Source organism: Exiguobacterium sp. s64 (genome assembly GCF_018618035.1).
In the GTDB taxonomy this organism is placed as follows: Bacteria; Bacillota; Bacilli; order Exiguobacteriales; family Exiguobacteriaceae; genus Exiguobacterium; species Exiguobacterium mexicanum_A.
In genome coordinates, this window is the sequence record NZ_JACSLH010000006.1 from 147,855 (window position 1) to 163,734 (window position 15,880).

The 15,880-nt window shown below is 54.7% G+C and carries 14 protein-coding genes, 1 pseudogene and 1 riboswitch; of the genes and pseudogenes, 4 read left to right on the top strand and 11 right to left on the bottom strand.

What is annotated here, in order from left to right; all coding sequences use genetic code 11:
• Position 1 precedes the first annotated feature (1 nt).
• The 4 genes and pseudogenes from KNP64_RS10605 to KNP64_RS14930 form a co-directional block, all read right to left on the bottom strand.
• Entirely contained in the window at positions 2 to 1,201 is a 1,200-nt protein-coding gene (locus KNP64_RS10605) for an aspartate kinase (protein WP_034781262.1), read from the bottom strand.
• Between the two features lie 114 nt (positions 1,202 to 1,315).
• Positions 1,316 to 1,496: riboswitch (Lysine riboswitch) on the bottom strand.
• Between the two features lie 77 nt (positions 1,497 to 1,573).
• Positions 1,574 to 2,002: a GNAT family N-acetyltransferase gene (locus KNP64_RS10610; protein ID WP_214793106.1), complete on the bottom strand. Its 429-nt coding sequence runs from the start codon at positions 2,000 to 2,002 to the stop codon at positions 1,574 to 1,576.
• Positions 1,996 to 2,943 carry an alanyl-tRNA editing protein gene (locus tag KNP64_RS10615; protein ID WP_371815593.1) on the bottom strand — a complete coding sequence of 316 codons (948 nt, stop codon included), beginning with the start codon at positions 2,941 to 2,943 and terminating at the stop codon, positions 1,996 to 1,998. Before KNP64_RS10615 ends, KNP64_RS10610 begins: the two co-directional genes overlap by 7 nt.
• Positions 2,935 to 3,162 (bottom strand): annotated as a pseudogene (locus KNP64_RS14930) (alanine--tRNA ligase-related protein); the annotation flags it as partial. The pseudogene KNP64_RS14930 and the gene KNP64_RS10615, both read right to left, overlap by 9 nt.
• A gap of 90 nt (positions 3,163 to 3,252) precedes the next feature.
• Here KNP64_RS14930 and KNP64_RS10620 point away from each other — a divergent pair.
• A complete protein-coding gene (locus tag KNP64_RS10620) occupies positions 3,253 to 3,981 on the top strand; it encodes a GntR family transcriptional regulator (RefSeq protein ID WP_034781265.1) in 729 nt (242 codons plus the stop codon).
• A gap of 33 nt (positions 3,982 to 4,014) precedes the next feature.
• Here the strand turns inward: KNP64_RS10620 and KNP64_RS10625 are convergent, their stop codons facing one another.
• The 4 genes from KNP64_RS10625 to KNP64_RS10640 form a co-directional block, all read right to left on the bottom strand.
• Positions 4,015 to 5,118 (bottom strand): LCP family protein, encoded by a 1,104-nt coding sequence (locus tag KNP64_RS10625; protein WP_138860004.1) that lies wholly within the window; start codon positions 5,116 to 5,118, stop codon positions 4,015 to 4,017.
• 151 nt (positions 5,119 to 5,269) lie between these two features.
• Positions 5,270 to 6,034 (bottom strand): glucosamine-6-phosphate deaminase, encoded by a 765-nt coding sequence (nagB, locus tag KNP64_RS10630; RefSeq protein WP_138860005.1) that lies wholly within the window; start codon positions 6,032 to 6,034, stop codon positions 5,270 to 5,272.
• The gene (gene nagA / locus KNP64_RS10635; protein WP_214793100.1) at positions 6,031 to 7,176 is read right to left on the bottom strand and encodes an N-acetylglucosamine-6-phosphate deacetylase; all 1,146 of its coding nucleotides are present in this window, start codon (positions 7,174 to 7,176) and stop codon (positions 6,031 to 6,033) included. Before nagA ends, nagB begins: the two co-directional genes overlap by 4 nt.
• 172 nt (positions 7,177 to 7,348) lie before the next feature.
• Complete coding sequence (locus KNP64_RS10640) at positions 7,349 to 8,719, bottom strand: MATE family efflux transporter (protein WP_214793097.1); 1,371 nt, start codon at positions 8,717 to 8,719, stop codon at positions 7,349 to 7,351.
• A gap of 37 nt (positions 8,720 to 8,756) precedes the next feature.
• Here KNP64_RS10640 and KNP64_RS10645 point away from each other — a divergent pair, with 37 nt between their 5' ends.
• On the top strand, positions 8,757 to 9,530 hold the full coding sequence (locus tag KNP64_RS10645) for a CHAD domain-containing protein (protein ID WP_214793094.1): 774 nt from the start codon (positions 8,757 to 8,759) through the stop codon (positions 9,528 to 9,530).
• On the opposite strand, the gene glsA is transcribed toward KNP64_RS10645, so the two are convergent.
• Both glsA and KNP64_RS10655 read right to left on the bottom strand, forming a co-directional pair.
• Positions 9,527 to 10,468, bottom strand: coding sequence for a glutaminase A (gene glsA, locus KNP64_RS10650; RefSeq protein ID WP_214793090.1), 942 nt, complete (start codon positions 10,466 to 10,468; stop codon positions 9,527 to 9,529). The two genes, KNP64_RS10645 and glsA, sit on opposite strands and share 4 nt — an antisense overlap.
• 58 nt (positions 10,469 to 10,526) lie before the next feature.
• The gene (locus KNP64_RS10655; RefSeq protein ID WP_214793087.1) at positions 10,527 to 10,700 is read right to left on the bottom strand and encodes a hypothetical protein; all 174 of its coding nucleotides are present in this window, start codon (positions 10,698 to 10,700) and stop codon (positions 10,527 to 10,529) included.
• Between the two features lie 112 nt (positions 10,701 to 10,812).
• Between KNP64_RS10655 and hemG the strand changes: the two genes are divergently transcribed.
• Both hemG and KNP64_RS10665 read left to right on the top strand, forming a co-directional pair.
• Entirely contained in the window at positions 10,813 to 12,177 is a 1,365-nt protein-coding gene (gene hemG / locus KNP64_RS10660; RefSeq protein WP_138860009.1) for a protoporphyrinogen oxidase, read from the top strand.
• Entirely contained in the window at positions 12,174 to 13,247 is a 1,074-nt protein-coding gene (locus KNP64_RS10665; RefSeq protein WP_214764263.1) for a TIGR04053 family radical SAM/SPASM domain-containing protein, read from the top strand. Before hemG ends, KNP64_RS10665 begins: the two co-directional genes overlap by 4 nt.
• 38 nt (positions 13,248 to 13,285) lie before the next feature.
• Here the strand turns inward: KNP64_RS10665 and clpB are convergent, their stop codons facing one another.
• Complete coding sequence (gene clpB / locus KNP64_RS10670; RefSeq protein WP_214793084.1) at positions 13,286 to 15,877, bottom strand: ATP-dependent chaperone ClpB; 2,592 nt, start codon at positions 15,875 to 15,877, stop codon at positions 13,286 to 13,288.
• Between the last annotated feature and the right edge of the window lie 3 nt (positions 15,878 to 15,880).

The following is a 15,880-nucleotide window of genomic DNA, read 5'->3' on the forward strand; positions in this document are numbered from 1 at the left end:
CTTATAAATGGAAACGTTCGGCGATAGCTGCGACCGCCGTTTCAACGTCTTGATCGTTAATCGTGTACGAGATGCTGATCTCGGATGTCGTGACTTGATAGAATGGGATCCCGCTTTCACGGAACGTGGCGAACAATTCGGACGCGACTCCGGTCGCGTCACGCATCCCGATGCCGACGACCGAGATTTTCGCATGTTCGGTATGACGGTCGATTTTGATTTGCGGGAACGTCTCGGTCAATTCCGCGAGCGCTTCTTCGAGGAACGCCTCTTCATCGAGCGGACACGTGAACGATAAGAACACTTCTCCATCGAACGCCGTCTGACTGATCATATCGATATTGACATGACGCTGTGACAACTTCTCGAAAATGTCGGCAACTCCTGCCACCGAATGTGGAATGTGTTTGATTGAGACACTGAGCACGTTTTTCACGACGCTCACGCTCGTCACCGCTTTTTGTTCCATCGCCTGTGTCATATCCATGATCCATGTTCCTCCTTCGCTTGCAAGCGTCTTCCCTACAAAAATGTTCACATCAAATTTTTTCGCGAGCTCTACACTCCTCATCTCCATCACTTTCGACCCGAGCGCGCTCATCTCCATCATCTCGTCATACGAGACCGTGTCTAGTCGGCGTGCCGTTTTGTGGATACGTGGGTCAGCCGTGTAGACCCCGGCGACGTCTGTATAGATTTCACAACGTTTGCTGAGCACGGCGGCCAAGGCGACGGCCGTCGTGTCCGACCCACCCCGTCCGAGCGTCGTCACATCACCGAACTCGTTGACACCTTGGAAACCGGCGACGATGACGACGTCATACGTCCGAAGTTTTTCTTCTAACACTTCTTTTCGAATCGCTTTGATTTTACTTTTCGTGTGAATGCCCATCGTGTCGATGCCGGCTTGTTGTCCGGTGAGCGAGATGGCGGCCACGCCCCGAGAGTTCAAAGCGATGCTGAGCAGGCTGATCGTCTGCTCCTCACCGACCGCGAGCAAGCGGTCAAGTTCACGAATCATCGGACGTTCCGTGATTTGTTTGGCGAGTGACAAGAGTGAGTCCGTCGTTTTCCCCATCGCGGAAACGACGACGACGAGCTTTTCACCGGCGGCGGCCCGAGTCTGTAAATATTCAGCAATGGCCTGGATTTGTTCAATCGTGGCAACGGAGCTGCCTCCGAATTTCAATACGGTTGTCATCAGGTTCCCCACTTTCAAGATGTCCACCAACAGAAAAAGCGGCAGACCGGTAGGAAGCACTCTCCCTACGGTCTGCCGCTTGTACGCGCAGTTGAAAAACGATTAAAGAATCGTTCCGTAGATAGCGCTCCATGGCATTTCATCCATGGCAGTGTAGGCGTTATTCACGACTACCCCAGCCTTCGTTCGTACGCATGCGAACGTCGACTTCGGCGAATTTCCCCTTTCGGCTCGATCCGGAATGCGTCCGTGTCGATCAAGCTTACTCATGTCATTCGCAACCTCTATCTGTCAGTTGTTAGTTTTAGTTATAACAAATGCTTCCCGGCTTGCCAACCTTTTTTTAGAAAAAAGGAAAATTTCAAACAATGGTCACCACGCCTTGTGCATCATCCGATGTGGAATGTCAGCATCTAAAAATTCATCGCCGTACGCCTCGTACCCGAGTCGTTCATAGAACGGGAGTGCCGTCAGTTGCGCCCCTAGTTTGAGCTCGTGTAACTCCCTCGCCCGCGCGACAAATTCGATGGCGAGCATGATCTCCTTGGCATACCCGTTACCGCGTTTCGCGGCAAGTGTGGCGACCCGTTCGACTTTCCCGACCCCGTCACCGATTGGGCGCAGACGTGCCGTCGTGACAGGCTCAGCGTCCACCATTCCGACAAAATGGATACAGTCCGGGTCGAGTTCATCATACTCAAGTTCCGGCGCGATCCCTTGTTCGCCAATAAACACCGTTTGCCGCACAGACCGGGCCAGTTCAATCAGTTTCGAGTCGTTCCCGTGTTCAATCTTCAACATGATACCATTCCTTCCTGTAGCCGCTTCACAATCTCCGCTGTCGCTCGTTCTAACTCGAGGACAGACTCGAAGCGGGCTTGCGCTTGTTTGTGACTGCCGCCCCCTCGACCGATGCCGAGGTCGTCGAGCGTCCGTTTCAAAAACTTACCGATGGCGATGTCGTGTGTCCCGTCATGCATGAGCCACAGCTTTTGACCCGTATGATTGGCTCCGACGGCAATCCGTCCGGTCGCGGCGATCCGTTCGACGATCGTCGTCGTGAGCGTCTCTGCTTCCGTCTTGCCGATGTGGGTGATGACATAATTGTCTTCTTGCAAGAAGGCAGCGACTTTCGCTTTCGCGACGCGGGCCTCGAGCGCCTTCACTTCTTTGTCCCGCTCGAGCCGAAGATTCCGTTCTTCGATGACACGGGCGGCGACCGTCTCGTTCGTCGTCGACAACGTTTGATGAATCGTCCGTAGCGCGGTCCGGGACGAATGGACCTCGGCCAAGGCCCGAAGACCGGCGACGTACGTCAAACGGACATTACCGCGAACTTTCTTCATCGAGGTCACATGGACGATTCCGAGTTGACCCGTTGAATCCGCATGGGTCCCGCCACAGGCGTTGTAATCGAGGCCGTCGATGGCGACGATGCGGACGGTTCCGGTGCGGTCGGTCGCTTTTCGTAAACGGTCTTGTTCGACTTCTTCGGCTGGGAATTCACGCACATGGACCGGACGGTTTTCAAAGATGATGCGTTGCACGTCCCGTTCTAGCGACTCGATTTGATCCCAATCGAATGTATCCGTATCGATTTCAAGCGAAGACTCGGCTGGCCCAATCCCGAAACTGAGCGTCTGAATACCGTACTCATCCTCTAGCAAAGCCGTCAACACGTGCTGGGCCGTATGTTGAATCGAATGGTCGCGTCGGACAGCGTCGTTGACGATGCCGGTCACAAGCGTTCCAGGTTCAAGCGCACGTTCGATCAAGTGCCAGACGATCTCGTCGACCCGTTGCACATCGAGCACGGGCTCTCCGTTAAGTGTCCCGGCATCCGGTGGTTGTCCCCCGCCTTCTGCATAAAATAATGTGGATTCAAGCGCGATCCATGTCCCGCGCGCATCGGTGCGAGTCTCGGTCACCGTCGTTTCAAATTGCCATGAATTCATTACTGTCGCCGCCTTTTCTGTAGGATATGTTCAGACAACTAGTCTAATTTGGTCTATAATAAGAAACACTTACTTTCGAAGTCAGGAGCGATATGCATGTTACAGATTGATAAACAATCACCGCTACCTATTTATTATCAAATCGAAGCCTATTTAAAGCAACAAATAGATGCCGGCGAGCTTCAACCCGGAGAATCGATCCCATCCGAACGGGAGTTTTCCGAGCGCTATAACGTCAGTCGGATGACGGTTCGACAAGCGATCACGAACTTGGTCAACGCCGGTTACTTAAGCCGGCAAAAAGGCCGGGGAACGTTCGTCGCCAACAAGAAAATCACGATGGCACTGTCTGGATTGACGAGTTTCTCAGAAGAAATCAAACATCGAGGCATGCGACCGTTCAGCCGCCTGTTATCGTTCCAGACGATTCCAGCCCCGGCGAAAATCGCTCAAAAGTTGAGCGTGTCCCTCGATACCCCCGTCTATGAGATGCGACGGTTGCGTCTCGCCGATGAGAACGTGCTCGCCCTCGAGACCGCGTATATCCCGGTCGCCTTGTTGCCAGAACTGACCGAGACGGTTGCCGTCGGTTCAATCTATGAGTTTGCCGAGCAATCCGGCCTTCGATTAAAGAACGCGACCCAAACGCTCGAGGCACGGAGCGCAGGGCCGGAAGAAGCGAAGCTGTTGACGATTTCCCCGAACGCCCCTGTCCTTTTGATCGACCAACGAACGTATCTCGAAAACGGAGACATGTTCGAATATAGCCGTTCCTTGTTCCGTGGTGACGCCTACTCGTTCACCGTCTCCATGGATCGGACGTAAAAAAATGGTTTGCCGCGGACGGCAAACCATTTTTTATTGTGCTTCGTACGTGATGCCGGCAGGGTCATACATATACGTTTCGAGCTCTGTATCGGTCATCGGCTCCACTTCATTGCCCGCATCGGCCTGTTGGACACGATAGCGGACTTCTTCGAGTAACGGCTCGTTCAAGAAGTAATAGAAATGGCCGTCGTTGCCGCGGGCCCCTTCACCGGTCAACTGATACTGGACCGTGTTGTTGAGGGCACCGACGTCTTCGATCAGGCGCATATAGTCGTTTGGACCGAGCGTCGTCTGCATGTTGTCACCGACCGCCTTCAACACCTTGTCATAGTTGTTGATGAGTGAGGTGCCGAGCGCTTGGTCAAGGACCGCGTTAATGACTTCCATCTGGCGCTGTCCGCGTCCGATGTCACCGCGTGGGTCGTCATAGCGGTTCCGGACGTAAGCGAGTGCCTCTTCACCTGACAACTGTTGCAATCCTTCTTCGACTTGGACGACTTCACGGGAAGCGTCATAACTCTTCTGTTCCGACGAGAACGGGACATCGATTTCGACGCCGCCGACGGCATCGATGAAGTCGACGAACCCTTGGAAGTTGAGCGAGACGACGTGATCGATATCGATGCCGACCAAGTCTTCGATCGTGTTCGTCGCTACTCGCATCCCGTTGTTCGGGTTCGATTCATCCATCGATCCGAAATAGTACGCATGCGTAATCTTATCTTGATCGAGACCGGTCTTGCCGTACGGGATGTTGAAGCCCGTGTAGTCGATATTGACGTACGAGTCACGCGGGATGCTGAGCATCGTCGTCTGCTTGTTCTTCTTGTTCAAAATGACGACGATCATGACGTCTGAACGACCGTACTCCCCGCGTGCTTTCTTTTGCGGGGACAAGTCCGTCCCGAGTACGAGGAAGCTCTCGGTATCCTCTTTATCGAATCGCGTCGGTTCGAGGGTCGGATCATCCTCAAGTATCACTTGCGTACCGGACAACATGTTATGTGCTTTATAAAACGCTGTCCCATACATGCTCGAGCCAACGATGACGGCGATCAATACGAGGGCGCTGAACAGCTTATAAAACGCAGACGGGCCTTTGCGCCGTCTACGAGCCTGAGTTCTTGAATTCATGAGTTTCTCCTTCACGGTCGAATGATATGAGCTTCACCTATTATAGAGGAATCCTCGACTTTTGTCGAAAACGTTTTGATTACAAATCCATTTCCATACAATTTCCCACAGTTGGCCATAAAAAAACCTGGAGACACTTGTCTCCAGGTCGTTAAGCTCGGATGGAAAAGAATCGATCAGCCGCTTCGCTGCCACGTGCCTGTAATACGTCACTGCATCCTGAAGCCGCTTCGGCGTCGAGCACGATGGTGACGCTTGGATGCGCCTGTAAGATGGAAGCCGGCCACTCGATCGTCGGTACGCTCTCAATCATGTGGTGCACGGCTTCCGCTTTACGAGCACCTGTTGCGACGAGTACAATTTCTCGCGCGTTCATGATCGTATCGAGCCCCATCGTGATGGCATGTGTCGGCACTTCTTCAATCGTGTCAAAGAAACGACGGTTCGCTTCCCGCGTCGACTCGGTCAGTTCGGTCACGTGCGTCTTCGCATCGAGCGCGGTACCCGGCTCATTGAAGGCGATATGTCCGTTCTCTCCGATGCCGAGCAATTGAAGATCGACCCCAATCGATCGGACGAGCTGTTCGTATCGTGCCGCTTCCGCTTCCGGATTTTCCGCGTCCCCACGAGGCAGATGGCTCTCTTTGAACGGGACGTCATTGAACAGGCGTTCTTCCATGAAGTGATGATAACTTTGCGGATGACTCGGTGCGAGTCCGATGTACTCATCTAAATTGACGCTTGTCACATGACTGCAGTCAAGCTTGTCACGTTTGAACATCTGATACATGCCGACCGGCGTGCTCCCCGTCGCCAGCCCGAGCACGAACTCTCGTTTCCCGGCCAATCGTTCAGTGATGAGTGTATAAGCGATCGTTTCTGCATCTGTCGGTGTTTTCGCAACTAGTATGTTCATTCCATATCCTCCTTCGAATAAGCGATACGTCCTTGAAGAATCGTTGTCGTGACCGACAGCGCATCGTCCCAAATGACGAGGTCCGCATCAAAGCCGGCCGCAATCGATCCTTTTTTCGTCAATCCGAATTCACGCGCTTGGTTCGTCGACGTCATCTTCACCGCTTCAGGTAATGTGCATCCTGTGAACGTGACCACGTTTCGGAACGCCGCGTCCATCGTCAAGACGCTACCGGCCAAGTTTCCGGCTTCAAGGCGGGCTGCCCCGTCCGCAACGATGACCGGTTGGCCTCCGAGTTCATAGCGACCGTCCGGAAGCCCTTTCGCCCGCATTGCGTCTGTAATGACGACGAGCCCGTCCGCCCCTTTCATGCGATAGGCGAAGTCGACCATCTCGTGACGGCTGTGAATCCCGTCTGGAATGATTTCGACCATGACGTCCCGCTCCAATAAACAATAGCCGACCGTTCCCGGCTCCCGATGGTGAAGTCCGCGCATCTGATTGTATAAGTGCGTCGCATGTTTGACGTTCGCTTCCTTGTTCTCGGCGAACGTGGCGTTCGTGTGCCCGGTCGACCCGACCGCCCCGGTCTCAAGCATCGCTCGTTCGAGTTCACGTGCCCCTGGACGTTCCGGCGCATACGTGACGAGACGGATGTGCCCGCCGGCCTTTTGTTGCCATGTCCGGAACCGCTCCGCGTCGGGGTCGATAATATATTCTGCAGGTTGCGCCCCCGCGTTATCGACGTTGACGAACGGTCCTTCTAGATGGATGCCGACGAGCGACGTGTCTCCCGCCTCGATGACAGTCCGGGCTGATTGTAGCGCCTTCGTGATGGCAGTCGGTGACTGCGTGATCGTCGTCGCAAAGAATGATGTCACTCCTTCAGCGAGCATCGACTTGGCGAGATGACGCAATCGGTCTTCATCCGCATCCATCGTGTCGACGTCATACCCGCCGTGGATATGAACGTCGATCATGCCCGGCGTCACAAGCGCCCCGTCCACATCGAGCTCCGTCTCACCTTCTGCTCTATACTCATCCATCGAACCGACGCTCTCAATCGTCGCTCCGTCGAACCGGATATATCCTCGTTCCCATGTCTTGTCCCCCGAAACGATCTGTGCGTTGATGATCACCATGATTGGTCATCCACCTTTCCTCAAGTAGCTTCATCGTCATCATAACAAAAATTAGTATAGTTGTATAGACCAATTTTGCTTTATAAAAAGGATTGATTCCCTCAATCCTTTGCCCGACTTATTCATGCCTAAAACAACAAAAGTTGACGTCAGTGACGTCAACTTTTGCAGGTTATGAGATTTCGTTCGTGAGCGGTTTCCCCTCATACCGTTTGACGATATGAATGAGACGCATGAACAACAAGACGGCGCCTGCCGCAAGACCTGCGATCAACCCGATCCAGTAACCATCCGGTCCGAAGCCGAACTGTTCGGCGAGTGTATAGCCGAGCGGGAGACCGATCACCCAATAGGCGATAAGCGACAAGACGAGCGTCACGTTCACGTCTTTGAAGCCACGCAAAATCCCTTGAATCGGTGCGGCGACCGCATCCGACAGTTGGAAAAAGACCGCGAAGATCATGAAGTGGGCCGCGAGTTCCACGACGGCCGCGTCGTTCGTATAAATCGCGGCTACCCGTTCATTTTGCCAGAACAAAAGACCACCCGAGAAGAGCGAGACGGCCAGACAGAGTACAATCCCGATTTTAGCATAGCGCACCGCATCCTTGAGTCGCCCGGCCCCGAGTTCGTACCCGACGACGATCGTGAGCGCGCTCGATGCCGACAACGGCAACATATAGACGAACGAGGCGAAGTTGATGGCCGCTTGGTGGGCCGCGACGATATTGTCACCATAGGCGCTAAGGAGCAATGTCACTGCCGCGAAGATGCTGACTTCGGCAAAAATGGCGAGACCGATCGGCGTGCCGAGCTTGAGCAACTCTTTTTGTCTCGGCCACATGAGACGTTCCACCGAGCGCAGGAAGCGATATTCGAGGAACGGTTTTCCGTTCCGGACGAACGCGAACGCCATAAAGAACAGCAACCAGTAGGTGATCGCTGAGGCAATTCCGGCCCCGACGCCGCCATATGCCGGCACACCAAGTTTTCCAAAGATGAAGATGTAGTTTAACCCGACATTAATGGGTAACCCTAATAATATAAGCAGCATCGAGATCCGTGTCTTGCCGAGCGAGTCCATGAGTGTGCGCAACACGTTGAACAGGAACATCGGCAACACTCCGAATCCGAGTGCGAGCAAATACCCTTTGGCAATTCGTTTACCTTCTTCGCTCAGCCCCATGCCGTCAACGGCCGTCGGGACGAGCCAGAACCCGAGGATGAGCGTCGCGACGCTCAGGCCGATCGCTAAGTATACACCTTGATACAGTGTTCGTTGAATCTGTTGGATGTTACGGGCCCCGAGCGCCTGCGCGACGATCGGTGCGACAGCGAGCAAAATCCCGCTTAACCCCGTATAGACGGGCATCCATAGACTCGACCCGACGCCGACACCTGCCAAATCGACGGCACCGGCACGGCCTGACATGACCGTGTCAAAAAAGCTGATTAAGTAAAAGGACACTTGTGTCACCAAAATCGGGAAGAAGATGGTGAAGAACAGTTTAATTTTTTCATTAAGTGAATGTGTTTGATACATGGACAACATCATCTCATTTCAGAAAGGAAAAATTAGAATGAATCAACGGAATGCGGAGAAATTAAAATACGAGCTTTTGGAGACGTGGAACACATTCAATCATTATATGACCGAGGCGCTCACGTTCCAAAACAGCGAAGACATCCACCAAGCGCGGGTCCATCTGCGGAAACTATTGACGTTCATGCAACTGTACGACACGAAACCTTCCACGTATCGTCAGTTGAAACAGTTGATGGAGGCGCTCGGTGCAGTGCGTGACGGGGACGTTCTTCTCGAAGGGCTCGCTGTCGAGACCGAGCTCGAGCAGGCTTTCGCCGATCACGTCGAAGCGAGCCGCGCCAAAGACCGCACGATTTTATATACGCGCGTCACGGAGAAGATGACCCCATCGCTCGACCAACAAGTTCGCCGCTTTATCGGCGGACAGTTGTTCCGTGCCTTCAAAAAGCAGGACGCCTCGTCATTTATCGATAAAGCGAGGAGCGACCGCAAACGACGGATCGACGCCCATCACGACGCGACGGAGATGTCCGACCGGCTCGAGACGCTCCACAAGGTCAGGCTCGCCGTGAAACGCGAGCGCTATTTGAACGAGTACTTATTGAACTATGAGACGAAAGCCTCAAAAGATCAAATTCAAAAACTGAAGCGGCTCCAGACCGAGCTTGGCGACATGAACGATCGCCATCAACTGTTACTGCGTTGGAGCGATTTCACACCACCCGCCGCCTTGGCCGACGATTACGAACAAGTCGTGCACGAGCTGCAATCTCGGCTCGACGAATCGGTCGACGCCATCCAGCTTTAGCGGGACGTGTAGCGTTCGACGAGCAGTTCGAGCAGTTTCATCCCGGCAATTGAGTTCCCTTTCGAGTCGAGCGCCGGTCCGAAAATCCCGAAGCCGACATCGCTCAGTCCGAGCTCGTGTTTCCCGGTCGCAAGGATGGCCCCGGACACCCCGCTCTTTCCCGGGAGACCGACACGGACGGCAAATTCCCCAGACGCATCGTACATGCCGCACGTCGTCATGATCGCTTTGACGATTCGGACGACGCGACGCGGGATCAGCTCTTCGCCCGTGACCGGGTCTTCCCCGTTGCCCGACAAAATTCGGCCAATGCGGGCCAAGTCAAAGCAGTCGATTTCAATCGCACACTGCTTTGTGTACACGTCGATGATTTCATCGACATCACCCTCGACAATCCCGTGATGGCGCATGAAATAGAGCAAGGCCCGGTTCAAGTCGGTCGTCTCGTATTCCGAGCGGGCGACTTTTTCGTTATACGTGATTTCCTCCACCGGCACGTCGAGCAACGTCGCCAAAAACTGGCGGAACTGATAGATTTTCAGTTCCGCCGTGTCCCCTAAAATCATGCTCGTGACAGCGAGCGCCCCTGCATTGATCATCGGATTGAGCGGCTTTGACGGCACCGTCTCTTCAAGCTTGGCAATCGAGTTGAACGCGTCGCCGGTCGGCTCCATCCCGACTTTCGAGAACACGTAATCTTCTCCAAACTCCATCAAGACGTAACAGAGCGTCAACGCCTTCGAGACGCTTTGGATTGTGAACTTGTGGTGGACGTCCCCCGCATGAATATATGAACCATCAGGCAAACAAATCGCCACGCCGAGCAAATCATCCTGTACATGCGCGAGCTCAGGAATATAGTCGGCGACTTTCCCTTGTGCTGTGTACGGACGACACTCATCGACCAAATGCGCCAACTGTTGCTCCAATACTTTCATCCAATCACCCCATGTCCGATAGTTTTCAACCGGGTCATCTTATCATATTCGAAGACGGTTAACCATCAAGTGGTCCGTCTTTCTTTTCTGGCTTATACCATTCCTCATCAGCCCAAAGGACCGACGGGCTGTCTTCATCTCCGTCGAGCTTCTCCCTGTACCGATTCATCGATGCAATGAAGGCAATAATGCCGACCACGACGACTGTCGCCGTTATGCCGAACCAAACCATATGGAGCCTCTCCTTCCCAATCGTGACGAATTTGTCTAGAACCATGTGAGACTTATCCTATGTCTACGTCAATATTCTCGGTACCGTTAGGAAGAACACTACATAGAAATGGGTGAATGGATTGAACAAAATTGCAATTATCGGTGGAGGAATTACAGGCATGGCCGCCGCCTATTACGCGAAACAAGCCGGGGCGCACGTCACCATGTACGAAGCGAGCGATCGAATCGGCGGAAAAATCAAGACCGTCTATCAAGACGGCTTCGTCTTAGAATGTGGGCCGGACGGATACATGGCCCGAAAACCGACATTGACCGAACTGATCACCGAGCTCGGACTCGACGATCATCTCGTCCGGTCGATGACCGGGACATCGTACATTTATGTCCGCCAACAGCTTCGACAAATGCCAGACGGATCGGTCATGGGCATCCCGACCAAGTTTTGGCCGATGGTCAAGACCGATTTGTTCACGTGGCGCGGTAAACTTCGGGCCGGGATGGACCTCGTGCTGCCACGCGTCTATACGGGGACAGACATCTCGCTCGACAAATTCTTCCGGACCCGGCTCGGATCAGAAGTCGTCGATGCGATGATTGAACCGCTTCTCTCGGGAATCTACAACGGGACGCTCGACGATATGAGCATCGAGTCTACTTTCCCTCAGTTTATCACGATTGAACAAAAAACACGCAGCCTGATTCTCGGTATGAAAGCATTGACACCACCTGTTCAAGCCGGCGTCAAGCCACGTGAAGCCGGGAAGTTTCTATCCCTTCAGCAAGGTCTCGGTGTCCTCATCGAGGCGCTTCGCCCGTCGATTGACCGCCTCTATACAGAGACGAAGGTCGCGGCGGTCCGGCCCCATGAAGTCACCCTCGCCGACGGGACGTCCGAGTCGTTCGACGGCATCATTTTGGCCACTTCGCCGAATGCACTCGGTCCGATTCTCGGTCTCCCGGAAGCAGAAAATTTGTCCGATTTGAAACGGACGTCTTCCATCACCGTGCTCGCGGCGTTCGATGAAAAAGAGGTCGCGGCACTCGACGGGACCGGTTACGTCATCGCCAAAGCGGAAGGGAACGCCTTGACGGCCTGCAGTTGGATGCATAAGAAGTGGCCCCACATGGCACCAAAACATAAGGCGCTCTTACGCGTCTACATCGGATCTGAGTTCGTTCCCGACTTGTTGACGGAATCCGACGAGGCCATCGCCGACTTCGCGCTGCGTGAACTGCGGAAGATTCAACACGTCGGTACCCCGATTTTCACAAAAGTCGAACGGCACATCGATACGATGCCGCAATATGAGGTCGGTCACAAACAATACGTGCGCGCTTTCGAAGAGCAGCTGTCCACACTCGACGGGATCGAGGCATGTGGTGCCATCTTGCATGGCGTCGGTCTCCCCGACTGCGTCGACTCGGCCAAACAGGCCGTCTCCCGGGTGATGGCGAGACAGGCGGTGTCCGTATGAAACGAGTCGACTACAACGAAAATCCATTCATCGTCATCTGGGAAGTAACACGTGCCTGTGCGCTATCGTGCGTCCATTGCCGAGCCGAGGCCCAGTTCCATCGGTATCCGGGTGAACTCGATACCGAGCAAGGCAAGGCACTCATCCGAGACATCCAGGCGATGGATAATCCGATTCTCGTCTTCACCGGGGGCGACCCGCTCATGCGTGAGGACTTGTTCGAACTGACCGAATATGCCGCCTCGCTCGGCATGCGTGTGTCGATGACCCCGTCGGCGACACCTCGCGTGACCCATGACGCCGTCAAACGGGCGAAAGACGCCGGCTTGACGCGCTGGGCGTTCTCACTCGACGGTCCGGACGCCAAATCACACGACTACTTCCGGGGTACGCGTGGCAGTTTCGAACGGACGCTGCGTGGCATCTCTTACTTCCGAGAAGAAGGGATGTCATTCCAAATCAATACGACGGTCACGGAGTATAACGTCGACCAACTCCCGGAAATCGCCAAACTCGTCGGTGAACTCGGCGTCTCGGTATGGACGTTGTTCTTCCTCGTGCCGACCGGTCGCGGGTCACTCCTCCAGCCAATCTCGCCAGAACGGCATGAAGATGTACTCCGTTGGGCGTTCGCGTTGCAAGAGCACGTCCCGTTCATCATCTCGACGACCGAAGCCCAGTTTTATCGGCGCATCGCCCGGCAAGAGAATTTGAAGCGAAAACAAGTTGGATTGCCGCCCATCGGCCATCCGCATGACGACCTCGCCAAGGCGCCCCGCGGCACGAATGACGGGAACGGCTTCGTGTTCATCTCGCATACGGGCGACGTCCAGCCGTCCGGCTTTTTGCCGATCACGTGCGGCAACGTAAAAGAGACACCGCTCGCTGAGATTTATCGACACCACCCGGTCTTCCAATCGCTGCGTGACCCTGATACACACCACGGGAAATGCGGCTACTGTGAATATCGATACGTCTGCGGAGGGTCTCGGGCCCGCGCTTATGCCGTCACCGGCGACTATAAGGCCGAGGAACCGTACTGCGTCTATCAACCTGAACCGATTGCATAAACAAAGAGCGCCGGCGTCAGCCAGCGCTCTTTTGTGATTCAGTGAGTGACCGTCGCGGGACGAAGCGTCAACTCGTCGTTCTCGACGTCGATGACGACCGTCTGGCCGTCCTCGATGTCTCCGGCGAGAATGCTACGGGCGAGTTTCGTCTCAATCGTCCGTTGTACGTACCGGTTGATTGGACGGGCCCCGAACTGTGGCTCATACGCCTCATCGGCGATGAATACCTTCGCGGCATCCGTGATCTCGATTTGAATCGAGCGCGCCGTCAAGCGACTGCCCATGCGTGCGACCGCTTTTTCGACGATTTGGCCGATTTGAGCCCGCGTGAGCGGATGGAACAAAATCGTCTCATCAACCCGGTTTAAAAACTCGGGACGGAAGTGGCGGCGGAGCCGCTCGATGACTTGGCGTTCTTCCGCCTCATCGATGACGCCATCTTTCGCCGCTTCGAGCAAGATGTCGGCCCCGATATTCGACGTCATGATGACGATCGTGTTTTTGAAGTCGACGACACGCCCGTGTGAGTCGGTCAAGCGACCATCGTCGAGCAGTTGCAGCAAGATGTTGAACACATCGGCGTGCGCTTTCTCGACCTCGTCGAGCAGGAGAACCGAGTACGGGTTGCGGCGGACCGCTTCCGTCAACTGGCCGCCTTCTTCATAGCCGATATAACCCGGAGGTGCCCCGACGAGACGCGACACAGCGTGTTTCTCCATATACTCGCTCATGTCGAGGCGAACGATATGGTCCTCCGAGTCGAACATCGCTTCGGCGAGCGCTTTCCCGAGCTCGGTCTTCCCGACACCGGTCGGTCCGAGGAACAAGAACGAGCCGATCGGACGGTTCGGATCTTTGATGCCGGCCCGAGCCCGAATGACGGCGTCGCTGACGAGCCGAATCGCATCGTCTTGTCCGAAGACGCGTTGATGAAGTACCGTCTCGAGGTTGAGCAACTTATCTCGTTCTCCTTCGGTCAATTTCGTCACAGGGATGCCCGTCCATTTCGAGACGACCTCGGCAATCTCTTCCTCGGTCACTTCTTCCCGGACGAGTTCACGTGTCACCGAACCAGCGAGCCGCTCTGCTTCTGCAAGCTCGCGCTCGAGTTCCGGGATGCGGCCATATTTGAGCTCGGAGGCCCGGTTCAAATCGTAACGGCTCTCGGCTTCTTGCAGTTCAAGTTTCACTTTTTCTAAATCCCCACGGATATGTTGGACACGATGGGTCGACTCTTTCTCGTTTTCCCAGCGGAGTCGGAGCGCGTCCGACTGTTCACGGATCGAGGCGAGTTCTTGCTGCAACGCATCGAGTCGTTTCTTCGAGGCATCATCGCTCTCTTTCTTCAGGGCCGCCTCTTCGATTTCGAGTTGCATGACGCGGCGCACGAGTTCATCGAGCTCGGCCGGCATCGATTCCATCTCCGTCCGAATCATCGCACACGATTCGTCGACGAGGTCGATCGCCTTGTCCGGCATGAACCGGTCGGTGATATAGCGGTTCGATAACACGGCCGCTGCGACGAGCGCGTTGTCGTGAATGCGGACACCGTGGTGAATCTCGAAGCGCTCTTTTAATCCACGCAAGATCGACACCGTGTCTTCGACGTCCGGTTCGTCGACGAGCACTTGTTGGAAGCGGCGCTCGAGCGCTGGATCCTTCTCAATATATTGCCGATATTCATCGAGTGTCGTCGCACCGATACAGTGGAGTTCCCCGCGGGCGAGCATCGGTTTGAGCATGTTCCCGGCGTCCATCGCGCCTTCGGACTTACCAGCCCCGACGATCGTGTGCAGTTCATCGATGAAGAGGATGATTTTCCCTTCCTCTTCTTTCACTTCGTTCAAGACGGCTTGGAGCCGCTCTTCGAACTCGCCGCGATATTTGGCCCCGGCGACGAGCGAACTCATATCGAGACTGAAAATCGTCTTGTCTTTCAGGCTCTCCGGCACGTCGCCGCGGACGATGCGTTGGGCGAGCCCTTCGACGATCGCCGTTTTCCCGACGCCTGGTTCCCCAATCAAGACCGGGTTGTTTTTCGTCTTCCGGCTCAAGATGCGGATGACACGCCGAATCTCGCTATCGCGCCCGATGACGGGATCGATTTTTCCGGTCTTCACTTCTTGGATCAAGTCGCGTCCATACTTCGTCAAGACGTCATACGTCGCTTCCGGTGATTTCGACGTAATCCGTCGATTGCCCCGGACGGCGACGAGTGCCTCACGCAATCTCTCCTCGGTCACACCTTTGCGTTCGAGCATGTTCTGTGCTTGACTCTTGTTCATGATGATTCCAAGCAGAATATGCTCGACCGAGACGTATTCATCGCTCATCCCTGTCGCTTCACGTTCCGCCGTCGTCAACACGTTCAACAGCGAGGCCGAGATCATCGGCGTCGTCGGCGTTTGAAGTTTCGGTGCGTTCTTGAGCGCCATCGCGACCTCGGCCTCGATATCGGCGACGCTCAGTTCCATTTTTTGCAGTAGGAGCGGCGCGATGCCGTCCGTTTGTGAGATCATCGACGCCAAGACGTGCCATTCGTTCATCTCGCTATGGTGGTACTGTTTCGCAAGTGCCTGCGAGCTGACGATGCCTTCATGTGCTTTATCGGTAAATCGATTGAAATCCATTCT